The sequence below is a fragment of the Nostoc commune NIES-4072 genome, from assembly GCF_003113895.1.
Taxonomy (GTDB): Bacteria; Cyanobacteriota; Cyanobacteriia; order Cyanobacteriales; family Nostocaceae; genus Nostoc; species Nostoc commune.
Window position 1 is genome coordinate 2,400,922 of sequence record NZ_BDUD01000001.1, and the last position, 19,732, is coordinate 2,420,653.

Consider the following 19,732-nt stretch of genomic DNA (forward strand, 5'->3'; position numbering starts at 1 on the left):
AGGGTTTAATTTGAACACATTTGGCCAAAGGTGTAAAATTGTCATCAACAGTAAATTAAATGCTAGCTCTACCCAATAACTGGGCAGATATTGAATCTGATATCATATATCAAACAACGAGTGATTTACTAGTTTCCTTTAGCCAAGAGCAAATAAAACTGGGAATCAAGTATGACCATAATGGCAAACATTTAAAAGCGATTGAGAAAGGGCAAGTTCCGCCACGTGCTAATGCTGGGCTTGTTGCTTCCCAAGAAGAGGGGTACGATTTGAAATCAAAAGTGTTAGGTAAAGGCGGCGATAAGCGATTTCATGCAAAGTTTATTGATGGTGTATTGCACTTTCCAGGTTTAGTAACAGAACATTAGTGCAGAATAAATATGACAAGACTAGAATTAAAAAATCATCCAGTATGGCGGGATTTGACTGAAATCTTAGAAAACTTAGACGCCCGTAGACTAGTTCAAGAACATCTCAAGCTATGTGATTATAAAGTTTGTGGCTACTGGGATGAGCAAAATAAGTATTATGAAACAATAACTTTGCCTCGTAGCCTCGAAACAGAATTAGTTAGCAGTTCTATTGGCTTTACTCACAAAAAACGGTTTCTAAAGCTAAAGTTTGTTTTCACAGTCTCTGGTATTGATGCTATAGCTCAGTCAATTCATAACGCTCAAAGAATCGGTGAGTTGCTTCTTGTCTATGATGAAAATTTAGAATTTGTAGATGAAAATTGGCTTTTAGATATTAATTCCCCTTTTTTGGATATCAAACTTCCTCACACTTGAATACTGTATGCAGCAACTTGAACTGTAATCGAACACTGCAATACTTGGTAGCTAGCCGTATGACAAGATTAGAAAAATAATAAATATAACGAACTACTATGACAAAAAGGCTAGATCGAATTGAGGCAATTTTAGAGCGGACAGCAGAAAGGGATGAAGCGAATATGACAGGGATAGAAGCGATCGCTAGACAGGAGAACAACGAGTAATGAGCGATCGCCATCCTACCACTGCTTTCCGTCTCAATGTCTACATCCAAGGTCAAGGATTCCCCATTCTCGGCTTACATGGTCATCCTGGTACTGGTCGTAGTCTATCTGTCTTTACTAATCATTTATCAAAAAGTTATAAAACTTTTGCCCCTGATTTACGTGGATACGGCAAAAGTCGCTGGAATGGTAATTTTAATATGAATGACCATTTAACTGATTTAGAAGCGCTGCTAGACCGCTTTGAGATTGAAAAGTGCCTAGTATTGGGATGGTCACTTGGGGGTATTCTGGCAATGGAACTGGCATTACGTTTGCCAGAGCGCATTACAGGGCTGATTTTGGTGGCGACAGCCGCAAAACCCCGTGGCAGTCATCCTCCTATCACTTGGCAGGATAATTTATATACTGGCATTGCCGGCTTAATAAACTATATAAAACCGAGTTGGCAATGGAATATTGATACTTTTGGCAAGCGATCGCTTTTCCGCTACTTAATCCAACAACATACATCTACCAGTTACAACTATATCGCTACAGAAGCAGTACCAGCTTATTTGCAAACCTCTCGTGCTGCTACTCGCGCCCTTTACAGTGAAATTCAATCGGGATACAACCGACTTCTAGATTTGCAACAAATAGAATGTCCTAGTTTAGTACTTGCTGGTGAACAAGACCGCCACATCACATCTAGTTCCAGCTTAGAAACTGCTCAACACCTCAACAATTCTCAATGGCAATGCTATCCCAACACCGCCCATCTTTTTCCGTGGGAAGTCCCCCAGCAGGTGCTGAATGACATTGATCATTGGCTGGAAGTTCATCCGCAGGTAATTGGTGGTCAATAGTCCAAATATTTAAAAAATTTTGACTATTGACGAAGAATAAATCGAGAGTGAAGATGTGGTGACACGGTGAGTGAAAAAGACGCATTAACGCGGTAAAAGAATTCTCAATCTCTCCGTGTCTTTGCGTCCCTGCATTCTCGCATCTTTATCCATTCTCTGGCCTAACTTAACTTAAATCTGACCGCCAAAGGCAGGCTGTACTTTGCGGTCAAATCTTTCCCCCAAGTCTTCAGCAATTGTTAAGTTATTAGGTTTGCAGCGCTTGATATTTACAGAAATTCCTTGCGCTCCTTCGCTCTCCAAATCTTCTATATATCCAACGCTTGACAATTTTGCATCAGAAGAACTCAAAAATGGCCCGAAGTAGTATGTACAACGGGGATTTTGCGTCCCAATTTCTACCCACCAAGCCAAGCCGATGAAGTCGAATGTGTTAATTAACACTTCCTTGAGGTTATGCCAAATGGTTTTCATGGTTTTAGCCAGTTTATAAACATCTACAGGGTGTTAAACGATATGTTGCTTTATTATCTTTTACATTTCTTTATACTCTGTTACTGTTATTTTTTCAAAGATATTTTTTGTAATTTATCTAAGTGCAGGGTATTTAGCGATCGCTGGCGATAAATTTCATAAAGGGTCATACCTGCTGCTACAGAAGCATTGAGACTGGGAGTCTTACCTTGTAGAGGAATCGATACTAAGAAATCACAGGAGCGTTGAGTCAACATACTCAGACCTTCACCTTCTGAGCCGATTACCAAAACGATTGGCCCAGTGAAATTCACTGTATGCACAGGTTCGCTTCCACTAGCAGCAGTGCCGTAAATCCAATAGCCAGCTGCTTTTAATTCTTCTAAGGCACGGCTGAGGTTGACAACTCTAGCTACAGCAAAGTTTTCTAAAGCGCCTGCTGCTACTTTCATCACAGTAGAAGTGATCCCAGATGCCCTTCTTTGGGGAATCACCAAACCTTGAGCGCCTATTGCTTCGGCGGTGCGAATAATTGCTCCCAAGTTGTGGGGATCAGTAATTCCATCAGCCACTACGATTACGGGATCAGTTACAGCTTTTGCCTGTTCAATTAGATCGGGCAATTCCATGTAAGCGTAAGGAGCAACTTGTGCTGCCACACCTTGATGATTGGCTCCATTGGTAAGATAGTCTAAACGCTTGGGTTCAACCTCATCAATAACTGTGCCATTTTCTTTCGCTTGCAAGAGAAAATGGTGAAAGCTGGGGTCGTAGCGCAGACGGGTAGTAATCCAGAGACGGTTGAGATTGCGCTGATTTTGCAACGCACTCAATACTGGATGACGACCGTAGATGAGATCATTATCTTCTTCTGTCGGTGTAGATACAGGTGGCTGGGAGAAGTTGCTATTTCGTTGGCGGGAGTTGTCAATGGGGTTGCTATCTATTTTCCTGGGATTACGAGTCGGATTAGTAACATCTATTTTCCTGGGATTACGAGTCGGATTAGCAACATCTATTTTCTTGGGATTACGAGTCGGATTAGTACTAGAGACGGGGTTGCTATCTATTTTTCTAGGATTGCGAGTCGGATTAGTAACAACACGCTTACCCTGAATTTTTACAGGTTGCCCACGATTGGGTTCGTTAGAAGTTCTGACTTTTCTGGGTTTATTCTGCATTTGAGTTATAGATATAGCGTATGGTTGGTCATCACAATTACGTCAATTTCTTGAACCAAATCTACTGATATGGCTACTGTAAAATTAAGTTCTCACTCTTTTTCTACATGAAGCATTTGCAACAGTTCGGTTAGACGCTGGTAATCGGTGAGATATAAGTAGCCAATTAAGGTTTCTAGACTGGTTGCCTGTTGATAAATTTCGGGATTAAGTCGCTTAGGGCGTCCTGTAGCGGCGTTTCTACCCCGTCGGACAATTTCTAATTCGGTGTCCCTCAGATAAGGAATCAGCGATCGCAAATGTAGCGCTTGTGTTTCCGCTCTTACCTGCTCCACTACCAGACGATGGTAAATTCCTGTCCGCCGCAATGGCAGCAGATAGAGCATTCTAACATACAACTCATAAATTGCATCCCCCAAATATGCTAAAGCAGTAGGAGAAATTTGTTGCACTTGTGAGAGGGAAATCTGTTGGAATGGCGCTGTGGTTGTCAAGAGTGCTTGAGTCCAAGATAAAGTCTGTTTAGAAATTTCATCTTGTCCATCTAATACCTCTTCCTCCTGTGACTTCACAAATAAATCATTCCTTTACTGGCTCTATTTGGCAGGCATTCTTTGCAAAGACTGATTTTTCTGAAGTAAGCCATAATCCTATACTTAGCATAATCAATACTATCAGAAATACTTACTAATTCTATCTTTTTGATTAAGAGTTGGCATTTAGCTTGCCCTGATGTCAACGCCCATAAATCTAATTTTGCCTACTTGTGGTCTGTGCCTAAGATAGGGTAAAATTTTGACATCAAACTCACCCTGTTACTTGATCGCATTGTCATGCTTACTTAGTAAGTGACAATTTTTAACTATACACTATCAAGTCAAGTTTACCTATAAACAAATCTGCTGGCTTTGTATTTCTTACAATTTTCTCAGACTTGATTGTTTATCCGATAATAATCCAAAAATTACATACCCAAGAACTGGGCGTCTATATCTTTATTATTGCTCAACTTTAAACATAATAGTTTAACTGGCTTTGTGCCTCTCCCACAAGGAGAGAGGTTTTCTGCCAGAAGTTTTAAAAATTAAGCTATCCGATGTTGAATCTGGATAGCCGAATTGATCTCTCGGTTCAAGCAATCAAGACTACTTGACGTTTTCTAGAGCTTCTTCAACTGATTTTTGCAGGGAGAGAAACTTCTCTAGGCGAACAAGCTTGACCGTTTGAGTTACCCGGGCATTTGTGACGATTTGCAAAGTGCCTTCGGCAGTTTGAGCCTGCTTGGCTAGCTGCACCAAAGCACCCAAGCCAGAGCTATCAATAAAGTCGATTTGTGAGAGATCCAAAATAATATGCTTAGGGCCCTCGTCAATCTTACTGCCAAGTACCTTGCGAAATGTCGGCTCAGAAAAGGCATCTAACAAACCTGTGAGGCGGAATAGCTGACAGTTATCCCGGACTTCACGAGTGCCCCTCAGGCTAACGGTTAGATTCAATGGATCAGCAATAATTCCCTCCTCATGAGTTAAAGTGAACGCTCAAGTATAGATGGTTTTTGAGCAAGTTGTCTACAATCTACTAGGGGATTGGGCATTGGGGATTGGGGATTGGGCATTGGAAAACTCTTTCCTAGTCCCTAGTTAGTCCCCATGTCTCATACCCCATGCCCCATGCCCCATTCCCTATTTTTACCTCACTTCGGCAGTCTCGGCTTGACGTGCTGTTCGCATGGCTTGAACAAATTGCTCAAACAAGTAATCGGCATCGTGGGGACCAGGACTGGCTTCTGGATGATATTGGACGGAGAATACAGGTAGAGATTTGTGACGGACTCCAGCAATGGTGCGATCGTTTAAGTTTAGGTGACTGATTTCCACAACTGCCGCAGGTAAAGAATCTGGGTCTATAGCAAAACTATGGTTTTGGCTGGTAATTTCTATGCGTTGTTGTAAACCAGCTGGCTGATTTAAACCACGATGACCAAATTTGAGTTTATAGGTTTCTGCCCCTAGTGCATGACCTAAAATTTGGTGTCCCATACAAATACCAAAGATGGGCTTTTCACTTAACAGAAGCGCTTTGGCAGTTGCAATACCTTCAGTGACGGCAGCAGGGTCGCCAGGTCCATTTGAAAGAAACACACCATCTGGATTGTAGTTGAGGATTTCCTCTGGCGGCGTATCAGCAGGCACAACAATTACCCGACAGCCATAACTTGTTAAGCGACGCAAAATATTGCGTTTTACGCCAAAGTCAAGGGCAACAACGGTAAAGGGTTCTCCAAGATTTTCCGCAGCTTCCGAGTTGAATTCCCAAGCTGGAATTGTGGGATCTGACCATTCATAAGCCTTTGGTGTGGTAACTTGCCGAACCAGATTTAATCCTGCCATGTTGGGAGCTGCTAGTACCTGCTCTAGCAATTCTGCCTCATCGAGAATGGTTGTGGAAATGCCACCGTTCATGGCTCCAAACATCCGAATTTTGCGGGTGAGAGCGCGGGTATCGATGCCGTAGATCCCTGGTACTTGGTTTTGTTTAAGGTAGTCTGGTAAGGATTGTGTCGATCGCCAGTTACTCGGACGGTGACAAATATTCCGGGCGATCGCACCCCGAACTTGGGGCCCATCTGATTCTTCATCTTCAGAATTTACCCCAGTATTGCCTAATTCAGGATAGGTAAAAATGATAATTTGACCGCAGTAACTTGGGTCAGTCAGGACTTCTTGGTAGCCGGTCATACCAGTGTTGAATACCACTTCTCCGATCGCGGTTCCCGTAGCACCGAAAGACCAACCGCGATAAGTGGTTCCATCTGCCAGGACAAGTAAAGCAGGTATTGCGTCAGACAAGGGCATAGTAAATTGGGGAGTGGGGAGTGGGGAGTGGGGAGTGGGGAGTGGGGAGTGGGGAGTGGGGAGTGGGGAGTGGGGAGTGGGGAGTGGGGGAAAGACTTGTTGCAAGTTCTCACCTTTTGTCACCTTGTCATCTTGTCCCTTTGTCTCCCCTGCCTCTCCTGCTTCTTCCCTATTCCCCAATACTGCGATTGTTAATTATCCCATGAGTTGAACAATTGGGAGTTTTTAGAATAGTTAATTAAAATTAAAAGGGAATTAAATTAGCGGGAGTGGCTTTGGCAAAGCTTGGACGGTTAAAATTAATTATGCTTCAGTCTTTCTTATCCCGTGCAACCCTAATTTTTCTATCAAGCGCTCTAGCGGTTTTGTGTGTTGCCTGTAGTGAAGACCAACGGAACACTGCGACTGGTGGCAATGAGCAACCCGCGCCAATTGGGGAGCAGGCATCAGTACAGCCTGCCGTTGAACCAACAACACCAGCAGTTACCTCTACCCCAGAAGCACAGCCGTTAGAGCCGCTACCGTCTGAAAGTGAACCAAGTCTTTTTGAGATGGGGCTAGATAAAGCCGTTGGCGCTTGGAGCATCAGCCGATCTGCTCAATCTCCAGGTGATTGGATTTTGGTGGCGAATCAGTACCAGGATGCGATCGCGCTGATGCAAAGAGTCCGGCGACAAAGCCCAGAATTTGCGATCGCTCAAACTAAAATTACTGAATATCGTCGCCAAGTTAAATATGCCCAACAACAAGCTAATCCTCGCCCTGTGCGCGTTGCCGAACCGAAGAGGATAGTAGTTGTGGTTCCCCAGAGAATAACCACACCAAAGTATACCTCACCTCTATCGCCTCCACAAGAAATAAGCCCGTTACCGCCAAAACCAGCTTTGCCCTCATCAGCAGTAGTAATTCCAGCTCAGGAAGTATTTACAGCCCCGATTAAAAGGCGAATTGGTGGAACACCAATTGTTGAAGTTACCTTTAATGGTCAGCAACAATTTGACATGATTGTGGATACGGGAGCCAGTGGCACTGTAATTACCCAAGAGATGGCAAATACCTTGGGAATAGTGCCAGTGGGGAAAGCTAAGGCAAATACCGCGAGTTCCAGAGCTGTAGAATTTCCTGTGGGCTACGTTAATTCGATGGCAGTTGGCGGGGTAACAGTAAATAGAGTAGCAGTAGCGATCGCAGGTACGGAACTAGAAACTGGACTTTTAGGACATGACTTTTTTGGTAACTACGATGTCACCATCAAACGTAATGTGGTAGAGTTTCGTCCGCAATTGCGATCGCAAATCAATCCGCCAGAAACTCAACTAACTCCTCCAACTTCGTCCAAGCTGCCCCGCTTTGTAGGATATCCTTAGCGATTTTAATCCCTTGGGCGTGATCGAGGAGTGCGATCGAACCTGCTACTTGCAGCGCCAACGATGCATTCAACGCTACTGCATCCTGTTGTGCCTGAGTTCCCTTACCTTGGAGTACCGCCTTGAGAATCTCCGCATTCTCTTGGACATCGCCACCCCGAAGCATACCTATAGAAGCAGGTGTTAAATCCAAATCTAGGGGATTAATGCTAGTTAACTGCACTTCTCCATCTGATAACACCGCCAAGTCAGTTAAATCTCCTAACCCAGCCTCATCAAGTTTTTCTCGCCCGTGCAGCACAATCGCTTTTTCCTTGCCCAAATTCTGTAAAGCCTCGGCAACTATTGCCAAAAGTTTGGGAGTAAATAAGCCCACTACCTGTCCAGTTGGGCGCAAGGGATTTACTAACGGCCCGAGCAAATTAAAAATTGTTCGCACCTTCAAAGTCCGCCGTAATGAGGCAACCGCCTTGAGTGCTGGATGCCAACCAGGGGCAAACAAGAAAGTGATCCCTACCTCTTGTAATGCGGCTTGTACTTTTTCACTAGAGGCACTCAAGTTTACACCCAAGGCTTCCAAGACATCTGCACTCCCCGTAAGACTTGAGGCTGAACGATTGCCGTGTTTGGCGACAGGTATACCAGATGCTGCGGCGACAAATGCAACGGCTGTAGAAATATTAAAGGTTGATGAACCATCTCCACCAGTGCCACAGGTATCTATTACAGTCGTGAAGTCTAAGTGCTGAGTGCTGAGTGGGGAACATTGAGATTGTAATACTTCAGCCATGCCGGTTAACTCGTCGGCAGAAATGCCTCTAAAGTTAAGCGCTGTTAAAATAGCCCCTGACAACTCTGGGGGAACCGCTTCATTGAGCCAACCTTGCATCAATTCAGCAGCTTGAGTACGGGATAAGGATTGACCATCTATTAATTGTTGCAGCAGGACATACCAGCTAGCAGAGGATTCTTGAGCAGGGATTGGGGAAGTTATCATAGCTAAGGTTTGTATGTTGTAGCTATATTGAGAGCTATGGGGTTATCCTACCGGAAAATTGGAAGCTATCAAAGTTAGGTTTAAATCTCAAGGCTTAATTGCAAAGGTGGATTAGCAAGATCCTGAACTTGTGATTTTTTCTCCAAATAAAGTTTAACTTCGTAGTTAGTAATGAATAACTCTTTTCCTTTAGCCGCACCACTCTGCTTATAGTTATTCATCCCATACTGTAATTCCCACTCTGAGATATTAGCCCATTGAAAATTTTCTCGAATGTGCAGTGAGTCGTCGTAGGTTATTAGCCAGCGATGATGACATTGTTGCAAAAGATTAGCAAACCTCTGATGTTCAAAAGAAGTGTGCAAGTCACCATCTTTGCCGTATAGTTTTGATTTTGTAGCGCTAAAATATGGTGGATCTAAAAATAAAAATACATTTTTCTCTTCTGCTTTTAATAGTTGGCTGTAATCTAAATTAGTAATTTGGACATTTTCTGATAGAATATTTTCTAACTTTTCTAGCCGTTCTATTGAAGAATCAGTAAATCTTTTATGAAAAGCTTGTTCAGAAAAACCGCCTGATTCTACAGTTCCTGAAAAAGTAATTCTATTGAGTACGAAAAACCTAACTGCTCTTTCTAAATCAGATAAATTATTTACATCTACACTAGTTAATTCTGTAAAGAGTAATTTTCCATCTGTATATTTGACTTTAATATGTCGAATTTCTTTCACTAACTGAGTTATATCAGACTGGGCAACCTTCCAGAATAAGAAGAGTTCGCGGTTTAAATCGTTAATCCAAATTTTGATATCAGGAAACGTTTGTCTTACATAAATAAATACAGAACCACCACCCACAAAAGGTTCTCGAAATTCAGAAAAGCTCTCTGGCAAGTATTCAACTATTTGATTGATTGCTTTAGACTTACCACCAGGATATCGGAGAGGGCTTTTGAGCATAATTATAAATCGTCACACTTGGGCTAATATAAGCATTCAATTTGTTTCCTCAGATGTATTGCTGTATGCTCTGACTAAATCAGCATCAATGCTTTTATTTTCTGCTCCTGTAACGTAACCGAGGTTAATGCTTCCAGCATGACTTCGGAAACGTTGGCGAGCGGCTTCTTTCTCTGTTTCAGGTTGCGAATTTTCACGTCTTAGAGAAGTATACTGCTGTTCTATGGAAGTAGCTACCAATTCTGCAAGAGATACGCCTGCAACCTCGGCTTGTTGTTGCAATACTGCGTAAACTTCATCACTTAATTCAAAGCTTAAAACCAGACTCACCGCGCTAAACTTCAGGTACTATATGTAAGCATAAATGTCATATTAACTTAATTTATCAACAATAGATAACGTTTTTGTTTATGATATAAATATTGAGCTACCACGCAGTAGAGATCAACCACTATTATTAAAAACAATTGTAATTCTTATGTGAAATATCCAGGGCAATTTTCTTGTCTCACTAAAAGCTTAAATTATCTATTCAAAACTCCTACAATCATCTACTTAGGATTATTTTTATGCCCCGTTCTGCACCCTATCAACCTTTGTTGTTGCGAATTCTCCACGGCTTAAGTGGAATTTTAGTTATCGCAGCAATTATTACCGGATTTTTGGTTTACAACACTTACGATCGCCGATTTGGTAAAATACCATTTCCTCAAATTGGGGATATTCAGGGTATTCACGGCACTTTTGCATTATTTTTCTTGCTTATTCTCCCTGCTTTTGCCCTCTATAGCTTTCATGCTGGACAAAAGCGTTTGCTTCAATCTGATTCTTTGCAGCAACTAACCCAGGTTGGCAAGCCGATTTGGTGGGTTAGCTTGCAACGTCTAGCAAATACTCTCATGCTCATTGCTGCTATTTTGGCTGTGAACTCTGGCAGGATGATGAAGGAAGAATGGCTTCCAGCAGGGCAGCTACATCATATTTGGTACTCTCTTCACCTTAGTGCCTGGGTTGTCATGGTTGGCTGTGTGGCGATTCATGTTTTGATGTCTACCAAGGTGGGTGGTGCGCCGTTGTTACTCTCAATGTTTTCGTGGAAGTTTCGCCCAGAAGATAGCCCTACTAAATGGTCTAGTCGTTTCCGTACTTGGTTGACTAGCTTACAAACGAACTTTGGTGCGGAAATGAATAATTTTATACAAAACAATTTTTACCTCAGAATTATTGAGGTGATTGTGTTGGGTGGAATTCTGACAGCGTTTGTCTTACCTATCTTTTTTCCCGGTAGTGAGTCATAGGTAATTGGCTGTTGGGGCGTAGCTTGCCGTCGTAGGCGATCGCAAACCTGTTAAGATAAAACTACGTACCCGTAATATATACAAATAAAGTTTATGTTGCATTTTCGTAAAAACCTGTTACATTACTTTACAGGCAGTAATAACTGTTACAACATAAAAGCTCGGAGTATTATTTATGGCAGACGTTAAGAAGACTACGGCTTCGGTTCCAGAAGATCCTAATGCTTTGCGCTGGGGCTTCACTCCTCAGAGCGAAAATTGGAACGGTCGTTTTGCAATGATTGGTTTTTTATCTGCCGTTGCACTTGAAGTCTTTTCTGGTCAAGGGATTCTACACTTCTGGGGCATTTTATAAGTTTAAACGTTTTTACCTTCATTAGATTATGAGGCAAGGCGGGGATTGGCAAAATCTTCTGCCTTGCCTCATAATCTCAAGAATTAGAAAATTCGCCAGCAATTAACGTGATGAGCGAAATATTACACGACCTGGAGATTCTTCCTGGTTAATTCGCGCATATACTCGAAGACAAGTTAAGACTTCACCAGGAATACCACCACAGTCTAGTTGTAAGTCATCCTTAGATGAAGCACAGATATCTGCATAAAGTCCCGATAATTGGCGAATTCGCACTTCATTACCTGCATTAATAGCTTCGTCAGCGACTTTCTTCAGGATGCGCCGTGATTCATGTTGTAGCTTTCCCCACCAAGAATAGCGTTCAGCCGGTGGAACGAATACTAGGGAATGTATCGCTTCGTCCATGTCAATCCAAGCATGGAGAATTGACAGGGGATCAGTATTTTTCTCTGCTTTTTGGGTGCGTTGGAAGCGATCGCTTAAAGCATCAATATATTGATCGCGCTGTTCTGCTTTGGAGTGTAAGGAAATGACATCGAAGCTAAAAACGCTCTTTAAAGCATGATGTAAATCTGGGTCTATTTCGATAAAATTCATATATAAAAATAGGAATGCTGCTGGTAAATCAGATACATCACCTTGGGGAATTTTAGAATTTGAGAGTGCCTGTTGATACAAGGTTAATCCCTGAGTTTGAACAGTACCACTAAGTCCGGGGTAGATAATTTCGTCGCGGATAAAGGGAAGTTGATAGAGGTTAGAATTATCTGCGATCGCACCAACTTCTTGGGCTAAATCTAAGGTGCGCGATCGCCAAGTTGCAGCTAAATCCTCTGGTACTCGTAGCAGTTTGCGTTGAATCTCATTCCACAAATCTGAGTCAGTTGTGCTTTGCAGTTGGGAATTACCCAGATAATAATTAAGTTCTGAGTCAGAATCAAAAACTTTCCGCAGGTGACTTAGTTTTAACTCATCTGGCGTATCTTCCCAACCAGTATTTGGCTGTGGAGGTGAAGGTTCCAACAGGTTATGAAGTTCTTGCAGCACCTCATCGCATATTTTAGATCCTGGATCTAGTGGTAATTCTGTGCGAGCCTGATTTAAAGTCGCCTCTAGTCCATACAAACTAAACCGCAGTAACTGGGCTAACTCTGAATTCTCTATCTCTAATAATTGACGCAAGTGCTGCATGAATCTCACCTCCAAATATTTTTATAGCGAATTAAACTTGGCAAACCTCTGCGCCCCTTAGCGTTTACTTTGCGCCCCTCTGCGTTTAAAAATCTTAATTTTTTCAACGCAGAGGAACGCAAAGGTTAGCGCAGAGGAACGCAAAGGTTTAATGTATACCGCAAAAGGGATCGCGTTCTTTATCAACTTCGTTGGGCTGCAATTCTAATTCAGCAATATAAACGCATCCTTCTTCTTTGAGACATTCTTGACTGTTTGATGTCCAGTAAGGAACTTCACCGGCGTGCATCCGCAAAATGCCTTGATCGTCGAGAGTTACACGATATTGGCAAGGGTAATCTGTTGTTACATCTGGTTTGCTGAGTGCGCCAATTCTGATCCATTTTTTACTGTTGGTTTCAGCGTCTGTTTGATAAATATAGAAGGTGTGTTGGCCAGTTTGCGGGAAGGGAGGTAAGGGATTACTAATTAACCCAATTCCTGGTTTCGTCACGCCATCGCGCAGATAGTGAAATTTTTGGAACAGCTTACTACCATCATTTCCTACTTCAAACACAAGATGATAGGCATCTGGTTGATCAACAGTTGCGGACTCAAGAACATTAACGGCAATATCACCATCATTTAAATCTTTATTGAAGCGTTCCACAGCAATATTCCAGTTCAATTTACCATCAGCAAATAGCGGTAATTTTTCTGAAACTACTGATTCCAAATCAATGCCAGGAATGTCAATTAAATAATGTGGATTTCCCTGACAAAGCAATACACTAAATTCAAGAGTTTGGTCAATCTCAAACTGAACTTTAATTTTTCTCAAAAACTCTGCTTCTTGCATTCCTAGTTTATTCATGAGATTTTTGCCGTCAAAGCTACCCCATAGTCGTAAATCTCCATCCTCGTAGTCTTGACGGTAAATAATATTAGTTAATTGGATTCCTTGCCATGCAGTCCGAACTTTGGCAACAGTTTCCGAAGGTGCTAGTTGATAGAGTTCTTGTCCAGCCTTGAATATGGTTAGTAAATCGTTACTTTGAGTTTTGCGTTTGAAGTTGCAGGGTAAATAATAAAACAGATTTTTGACATCAATTTCTAGCTGGTTGGCTCCCTTACGCAGCAAGCTTTTAGACTCTTCTGGATCGAATCTCAATCTTCGCAGTTTCTCAGCATAGCAAGCACCGGCGGAGGTAGCTAATTTGGTAAATTCCAGCACAAAAGTAATTCGCTCTGGATTCCACACAAAATATGGAGACTTACTAAATTCTTGGTAGATTTGGCGTTGCACTATGTCTAAATTACAAGTTTTTCCAGACAAAATTAACCAATCAACTTTTTGGGAATTCCAAGAATCTTTGGTGATATCATCAGGACGCAAGCGACTTTCCATTAATCCTTTGGCAATACCGATCGCTTCTTTAATTCCGGAAACTGCGGCTCGTTCAAATTGCTGGTTATCTAGGGTAATGCAGATGCTATTTGGATCTTTAACTTGTAATTTTACAGCGCTTTGGGTGAGCAGTTCAGAAATTTGTTGTTCAGAAAGTGTGAAGGTTAATAGAGAATTATCTGCTGGTGGCTTTTGCCCAAGTTTCAGTTTAGCTGCTTCTGCATGATCCCAGAGGATATAAAATGATTGCAGGCGTTGGGGCGCTTGTTGCCAACGAGTGGGTAATACTTTCTCGGCAGTATCTAGGGCATCTTTGTAAGCAATATCGCCTTCTGGATTTTCTTTATCTAGACATTTTAAAAGACTACCAGTTTTGAATTTGCCTTGTTCTAAAAAGCGCTCGTTTAACTCAGAGTTAATTAAATCTTCTAGCTTTTCGCTTTCTATATTACCTGTTGTTACTGATGTCAATAAGAAATCTGCGATCGCAACTTTTAATAATCTAAAAATTCGCAGTGTAATTAACTCACCGCCTAACTGTAAATGACCAGATGAGCCTAATAGTTTGGGAGTGAGTTTATAGTAACGTCCTCCTAAACCTCGGTCTTCATAATCAGCAAAACTAGGAGTTTTATCTTCTAAAGTCAGTTCAATTAAAGCTAAGTCTGTGGTTCCCCCGCCAATATCCAAAACGAGAACATTTTGTGACCATTTGTTTCCTGCTTGACGACAACGAGTTTTGAATGACTCGATGCCAATGTTGAGATTACCACCAAATTCTCGCCATAAAAAGAATATCGCCACAGAAACGGCTTCATCATAAGCAGTTTGCACATCATCGATCCCCAACTGCTCAACTAATTCCTTAACTTCCTTGCGAACAACTGGTGGGGCGACGGTGGGGTAGGTGACAACTGCTGTTAAAAAATCTCCTTCTGAAAACCTGCGTTGGGCGCGTTGGCGGTAATCTTCAGTTAACTCGATTAAATGCGCCCAAGCACATTGGATCAGTTGATTAGCGGTAATTAATTCTTCTTCACCATCCAAAATAACTGGAAACAAACGATCTTGACCAAAATAGCGTTTAGGTGAATGGTGAAATCTGCTGATAATTTCCTTTAAAGAACCACTTGTACCTTGAGCGATCGCTTTTTTTCGGTTATCTCTAGCTTCCCTTCCCATTCGCAGTTTTAAATCGCTTAACTGCGAAATTTCCGACTCGCTAGGAATTTCCGTATCGCGGCGATCAATATCCAGCACAACTGGAATCAGATTTTGCGACTCTAGGGTAGGGACGCGAAACACCTCATGATAAATTTGGTAAAGTTTTTTGCTGACAGCACGGCGGAATCTCTCGCTATTTCCTAAAGAGAGTTCAATTTGGCGAATTGCTTCCAAAAAGCGCTCTTTATTGTCACTTTCAAAGACTTCACTCAATCGGCTGGGTTCTATTTCTAGATTTCTGCTAATTTCTACAATAAACTTTTCCCAATCATCAGCGCTGACATCTGGTAAAGCCACTGAGGCGGGAGAACTCAGCCATTGTGATAAGCGATCGCGCAGTCGCATTTCTTGTTCTTTGGGGAGAATTTCTGCGATCGGTACTTCAATTGGATCGAAAAGTGTAACTGTGGAATTCGATGTGCCAAAATCTAAAGCAAACCATCCTGGAAATCTTTTTTGTTGTTTCTCGCTTGGTTCTTGATCGTTATATTTATTGAGTTGAAAAGGGTTCATTATAGTATCACTTTTTGTTGTTTGTTTTATACCTGGCTAAAAACTGTAATGTTCTATCATAAAATTACAAATTTAGAGAATCTTTGGTCTTGTACCATTGATTCTCTTTAGCACTGGCTTTTTTATTTGGCGCGATATTTACGTCGGGCTACGCTTTTATATGAAACGGCGTAGGCGTAGCCCAAACTAGGCGATCGCTATGAAAATTACAGCAGTTATTAAGTTGATGTTGAAGATTCTTGCTCAGTTGCAAGTCTTACTTGTTCGACTTGTTCGATAGTTAAGTTCAGTAACTGGGCAACCTCTTCTATCGAAATACCATAATCTAAGAACCGAGGTATAAGTTCAAGTTTTGCTTCTTGATAAACCTTAGTTTCTTCTAACTTAACTCCTAACATTGCCTCTACCTCTTCACGACTTAAGTTGGCAAATTTATAAATGGTACAGTAACTCATCTTTTTGGAATTGCACCTCAGCAAAAAAGATCGTCTGAGATGTTGCATCCGGTGGAGGTAAAAATACCCCATCAATCCGAAATGTTGGTTCTTTAACTTCAACTGATTCAAAACGATAGCTAGCAGCTTCGGCTGGTGGCTGTTCTACTAACTCGAAAAACAATCCTGGGACACGCTTGAAAATTGCATAAAAAATTGCATCACGTCTCACAAATACATCCTCATAAACCTACCCGATCGCAATCAGTCACTTTCTGAGTTAGCTTATCTCAAATCATCTAAGTAAGAAACAGCAGCAAGTTCTGAAATAATCTGCAACCAAGTAGGAATTTTTATTTCAGATGGCAAGTCTCCAGCCGCTAAATATCTCAGCAAAGTTTCTTTTTTTGACAGGTTTTGCAAACTAGGAATAATTTGATCCAAAATACCTTCAAGTTCGGAATTTATTTGCTGATTAACTTCGCTAACATACTGCACAAGATGGAGGCTGGCGCTAGCAGTAATTTCATCTCGCAGCCGCAGTACTAAAAGTTGGTGGTTGCTCGATCTAGGTAAACCTTGACTTTTTTCTGGTGCCCAGTCAAAAATTTGACCAACGTTGTGTTTCTCGTCTTGACGTGCTAGAGGAAAGATAATTTCGGGGGCAACGGTTTTGTTTTTACTACTGATTTCAGAAATAATTGCTTCTTTCCATTCATTAGGATCGCATCCTAGTAATAATTTGTAAAATAGATCGGCATCTTCAAAACCAAATTTTTCTTCGATTTCTTGTTCCATATCTGGATGGAAAAATGCCTGCAATTGTTCGCGCTCTGGGGCGACATAATTTGACAATTGATTTAACAAATCTACCACTGCTTGATGGATGCGATCGCGGGCAAAATCTTCTACTTCTTTAACGGTTTTCTCAAATACTGGATAAAAATCATCGCTCTTAGTTGGAAGGGAACTATTGACGCGATTTCCCCGATCAAATAATTTCCCGGCTGCACCTTTAGATTCTGCCAGAGCGATCGCTCCATTGTTAGCTTTGTTGAAGAGTAAAGTCCACTGGTTCCAATTCAGGATTCTAAAAGTGAGTTCGTCTTTTACTACATCGCTGACGACAACACCGCGCCGGTCTTTGAGTGGTTCTTTCCCTAAATCTTTTTGAAAATTCCGATAGATTTTATCTAAGCTTTCGACCATAAAGCGCAACTCGATAAAGGCGGGACTATCACCTGTAGGGATACCTTGCTCGTGAATTTCATCTATGATGTCCTTCAAGTGATCTTGTTGCTGACTCACTACATCAGCCGATCTCCGAGTATCTTCATATAGTTGCTTTAGACCATGAGTCGCTACGTGGGTTTGAATCAATTCCCGCAGCTTACTAAGTCCCCCATCTTGACTAAAGTAACCTAGCTGTCTGCCCAAATAACTGCGAGTGTTAGATCCTAATAGTTGTTCACTTAAGCGGTGCCATTTTTCTTGTAGCCGTTTAGATCGATCTAAATAATCAGGATAGTCTAAGTTAGCCAAAAACTCTGTTGAGCCTGCTTTCACGCTACTAGAACGTTTTGCTAATTCAGCTAGTCCCAACAGGGGCGATAGTAAAACGATGCGGTCTTTTTGAGTTGTAAACGCTTCTGCACCGTCAATGGTAGTTTGCAGAACTTTGAGTTTTTGGAAAACGGTTTCTTCTTGTAAATGGCTATCTTCAATTAATTGGTCAAGTTCTCTTTCGCCACCTTCGCTATCTAGGGGTAGTTGATCGAAGCGACCCACACCGACGAGAATTAAATCTTTCAGGTCTTGTCCTGGTCGCTGCTGCTGCATCATCGTAAAGATTTTATTGGCGCGATCGCTCCCAGGAGATTTACCATTTAGCAATACCAAAATTGTTTGTACTTCTGCCAATTCTCGCAGTGACAAAAAGGTATCCCTAGCTCCCGAATTAGCAGCCCCTAATCCCGGAAAGTCGATAAGAATAAATTTGGCTGCACCTGCAAAATCCCAAATTTCCCGTGATATTTTTACATCAATATCCACGCGGCGGATCAGTGGGAAACTGTTTTGTAATAACTTTGTTGGTAGCCTCTGGGGTGGACTTGGTAATCGGATATGCGCTGGAGGTAAATCTTCAAATTTCAGAGTTTGGATTGCCATTGGCTGTTCGACTAGCTGTAGCCCTTCGCGGGCCGTGGTAGCATCAATCTGGTAACGCCCACCACACATAACTTCCCCATAAGCTTGATAAGCCCGCAGGAATAATACCAACTCCCGGAGTAAATAACGTAGCTCTAAATTGTTACTGCTATTCCATGCTTCTTCACACCAGCCAATAATATCTGTGCCAGAGTTGAGTTTTGATACTGGTATCGGAGGAAGCCCTGCTGCTGTTGTCCGTTTATTGGCTTCCCCTAGCATGAAGCGTAGACACTCATGTACCCCTTCATGAGAAAGATAATCTACAGTGAAATTACTTAATTGTGTAGTGGCAAAGTCATCTTGCGGTATGATGTGTATGGCGGTAACATTACCTGTAGTGGGGTTTTCGCTGACAGGCAAAGCATCAGCATATCCAATTAGACTGCCTAAAAGTAAAGTTTTCCCACTACTGAATTCCCCCATCACCCCAATTTTGACAGGTGAAGTTGCCAGGTCTACAGTTTTCTGGGCAGCTGACCGCAGACGCAGGAGACAGTCGTCAAGACTAGCTGGAACCCAATCTTCTTGTTTTGAAGGGTGCTGGGGCACAGAATCTATCTTTCGGAGGATGAATTCGCCGTACTCCTTAAAACGGCCCAGTTTATCTGGTTCCATAAAGTAGTTTCCGCCTAACATTAATTTCTGTGAGCTTTATAACATATAAAATGCGATTGCTAGTCATTGTTGCAACGTGTTGATATCACATTTAGCATTTCTCTCATTTAATTTGCAATTTTGGGATGAGGCGTTTTGAACGGTCAAGACAATTTTGAAAAATCAGGTTTGAATTGGAAAATTTAAGAAGAATTCAGAAGTCAGAATGGGCTAAACCTTAGCTATCCGCTAACAGGAGTCAGAATTAATAAAGTAGAGTTTTATACCACAATTTAACTAGAGACTCCTTAGTAAAGACGTGGGTATTACACCCTTTTATAGCCTTTATTTTAAGAGGATGTCCGAAAAGCATTAGGTGAATATAATTCGCTACTACATTAGCATTGTCTACCTACGCCCAAAAGATAAAAAATTAAAAATTTCCAACCCACCTTCGTGGGTTTAGTCTTTATAGCCGCGACTTCTAATCCAGTTCGGATAAGCTGGCGTTGTAAGGGAAGCTCTTCAGGAAAGAGAGCTATTGTTAAGTAATTCTTCTCTCAAGAAATTCCTTAACCGCACGGTATTGAGTCACCAAGACTCTAATTCATGCTGGATTCTTCTTGATAAAAAATCAATATTGATTTGATATGAATTTTATGATTATTGTGAATTTCTGATAAAGATGTAAACATCTCATAGTGAATCATGTAGTTTCCGTAAAGCTAAATCACCTTTTTGAGCAATGCAATTACATAGTTAAGATGAATTTATAAGGAATTTTAAGAAGACTCAAAGCCAACAAATTTCCTGACACATGGATAGCTTAAATTTCACAAAT

Annotated in this window: 19 protein-coding genes; 6 read left to right on the top strand and 13 right to left on the bottom strand. The window is 41.6% G+C overall.

Annotated features, from left to right (window positions below; genetic code table 11):
* The first annotated feature begins 59 nt into the window (after window positions 1-59).
* The 3 genes from CDC33_RS10620 to CDC33_RS10630 all read left to right on the top strand — a co-directional run bounded on the left by CDC33_RS10620 (window position 60) and on the right by CDC33_RS10630 (window position 1,845).
* Window positions 60-368, top strand: a complete 309-nt coding sequence (locus CDC33_RS10620; RefSeq protein ID WP_109008450.1) for a hypothetical protein — start codon at window positions 60-62, stop codon at window positions 366-368.
* 12 nt (window positions 369-380) lie between these two features.
* Window positions 381-788, top strand: a complete 408-nt coding sequence (locus CDC33_RS10625; protein ID WP_109008451.1) for a hypothetical protein — start codon at window positions 381-383, stop codon at window positions 786-788.
* A 208-nt stretch (window positions 789-996) separates the two neighbouring features.
* A complete protein-coding gene (locus tag CDC33_RS10630; RefSeq protein WP_109008452.1) occupies window positions 997-1,845 on the top strand; it encodes an alpha/beta fold hydrolase in 849 nt (282 codons plus the stop codon).
* 171 nt (window positions 1,846-2,016) lie between these two features.
* Here the strand turns inward: CDC33_RS10630 and CDC33_RS10635 are convergent, their stop codons facing one another.
* The 5 genes from CDC33_RS10635 to carA all read right to left on the bottom strand — a co-directional run bounded on the left by CDC33_RS10635 (window position 2,017) and on the right by carA (window position 6,355).
* Window positions 2,017-2,319, bottom strand: coding sequence for a DUF1816 domain-containing protein (locus CDC33_RS10635; RefSeq protein WP_109008453.1), 303 nt, complete (start codon window positions 2,317-2,319; stop codon window positions 2,017-2,019).
* An 86-nt stretch (window positions 2,320-2,405) separates the two neighbouring features.
* Window positions 2,406-3,500: a 23S rRNA (guanosine(2251)-2'-O)-methyltransferase RlmB gene (gene rlmB / locus CDC33_RS10640; RefSeq protein ID WP_109008454.1), complete on the bottom strand. Its 1,095-nt coding sequence runs from the start codon at window positions 3,498-3,500 to the stop codon at window positions 2,406-2,408.
* A 92-nt stretch (window positions 3,501-3,592) separates the two neighbouring features.
* Window positions 3,593-4,072: a Mini-ribonuclease 3 gene (locus tag CDC33_RS10645; protein ID WP_109008455.1), complete on the bottom strand. Its 480-nt coding sequence runs from the start codon at window positions 4,070-4,072 to the stop codon at window positions 3,593-3,595.
* 573 nt (window positions 4,073-4,645) lie between these two features.
* Window positions 4,646-4,996 (bottom strand): STAS domain-containing protein, encoded by a 351-nt coding sequence (locus CDC33_RS10650; RefSeq protein ID WP_199326607.1) that lies wholly within the window; start codon window positions 4,994-4,996, stop codon window positions 4,646-4,648.
* A 192-nt stretch (window positions 4,997-5,188) separates the two neighbouring features.
* Window positions 5,189-6,355 carry a glutamine-hydrolyzing carbamoyl-phosphate synthase small subunit gene (carA, locus tag CDC33_RS10655; protein WP_109008456.1) on the bottom strand — a complete coding sequence of 389 codons (1,167 nt, stop codon included), beginning with the start codon at window positions 6,353-6,355 and terminating at the stop codon, window positions 5,189-5,191.
* 305 nt (window positions 6,356-6,660) lie between these two features.
* Between carA and CDC33_RS10665 the strand changes: the two genes are divergently transcribed.
* Window positions 6,661-7,722 (top strand): retroviral-like aspartic protease family protein, encoded by a 1,062-nt coding sequence (locus tag CDC33_RS10665; protein ID WP_109008458.1) that lies wholly within the window; start codon window positions 6,661-6,663, stop codon window positions 7,720-7,722.
* On the opposite strand, the gene trpD is transcribed toward CDC33_RS10665, so the two are convergent.
* The 3 genes from trpD to CDC33_RS10680 all read right to left on the bottom strand — a co-directional run bounded on the left by trpD (window position 7,652) and on the right by CDC33_RS10680 (window position 10,011).
* Window positions 7,652-8,719, bottom strand: a complete 1,068-nt coding sequence (gene trpD / locus CDC33_RS10670; protein WP_109008459.1) for an anthranilate phosphoribosyltransferase — start codon at window positions 8,717-8,719, stop codon at window positions 7,652-7,654. The genes CDC33_RS10665 and trpD overlap by 71 nt on opposite strands.
* An 80-nt stretch (window positions 8,720-8,799) precedes the next feature.
* Complete coding sequence (locus tag CDC33_RS10675) at window positions 8,800-9,681, bottom strand: DNA adenine methylase (RefSeq protein WP_109008460.1); 882 nt, start codon at window positions 9,679-9,681, stop codon at window positions 8,800-8,802.
* Between the two features lie 36 nt (window positions 9,682-9,717).
* Window positions 9,718-10,011, bottom strand: a complete 294-nt coding sequence (locus CDC33_RS10680) for a hypothetical protein (protein WP_109008461.1) — start codon at window positions 10,009-10,011, stop codon at window positions 9,718-9,720.
* A 239-nt stretch (window positions 10,012-10,250) separates the two neighbouring features.
* On the opposite strand from CDC33_RS10680, the gene CDC33_RS10685 reads away from it, so the two are divergent.
* Together CDC33_RS10685 and CDC33_RS10690 are read left to right on the top strand one after the other, a co-directional pair.
* Window positions 10,251-10,979: a cytochrome b/b6 domain-containing protein gene (locus tag CDC33_RS10685; protein WP_109008462.1), complete on the top strand. Its 729-nt coding sequence runs from the start codon at window positions 10,251-10,253 to the stop codon at window positions 10,977-10,979.
* Between the two features lie 175 nt (window positions 10,980-11,154).
* Entirely contained in the window at window positions 11,155-11,334 is a 180-nt protein-coding gene (locus CDC33_RS10690; protein WP_109008463.1) for a CAB/ELIP/HLIP family chlorophyll-binding protein, read from the top strand.
* Between the two features lie 102 nt (window positions 11,335-11,436).
* Here the strand turns inward: CDC33_RS10690 and CDC33_RS10695 are convergent, their stop codons facing one another.
* The 5 genes from CDC33_RS10695 to CDC33_RS10710 all read right to left on the bottom strand — a co-directional run bounded on the left by CDC33_RS10695 (window position 11,437) and on the right by CDC33_RS10710 (window position 18,912).
* The gene (locus CDC33_RS10695) at window positions 11,437-12,528 is read right to left on the bottom strand and encodes a hypothetical protein (protein WP_109008464.1); all 1,092 of its coding nucleotides are present in this window, start codon (window positions 12,526-12,528) and stop codon (window positions 11,437-11,439) included.
* Between the two features lie 148 nt (window positions 12,529-12,676).
* Window positions 12,677-15,652 (bottom strand): acetate and sugar kinases/Hsc70/actin family protein, encoded by a 2,976-nt coding sequence (locus CDC33_RS10700; protein ID WP_244919197.1) that lies wholly within the window; start codon window positions 15,650-15,652, stop codon window positions 12,677-12,679.
* Window positions 15,653-15,870: 218 nt separating this feature from the next.
* Entirely contained in the window at window positions 15,871-16,107 is a 237-nt protein-coding gene (locus CDC33_RS41910; RefSeq protein ID WP_439956594.1) for a hypothetical protein, read from the bottom strand.
* Window positions 16,085-16,318, bottom strand: coding sequence for a DUF2887 domain-containing protein (locus CDC33_RS41915; protein WP_439956595.1), 234 nt, complete (start codon window positions 16,316-16,318; stop codon window positions 16,085-16,087). Before CDC33_RS41915 ends, CDC33_RS41910 begins: the two co-directional genes overlap by 23 nt.
* A 53-nt stretch (window positions 16,319-16,371) precedes the next feature.
* Window positions 16,372-18,912, bottom strand: a complete 2,541-nt coding sequence (locus tag CDC33_RS10710) for a P-loop NTPase family protein (RefSeq protein WP_109012531.1) — start codon at window positions 18,910-18,912, stop codon at window positions 16,372-16,374.
* Window positions 18,913-19,732: the final 820 nt, after the last annotated feature.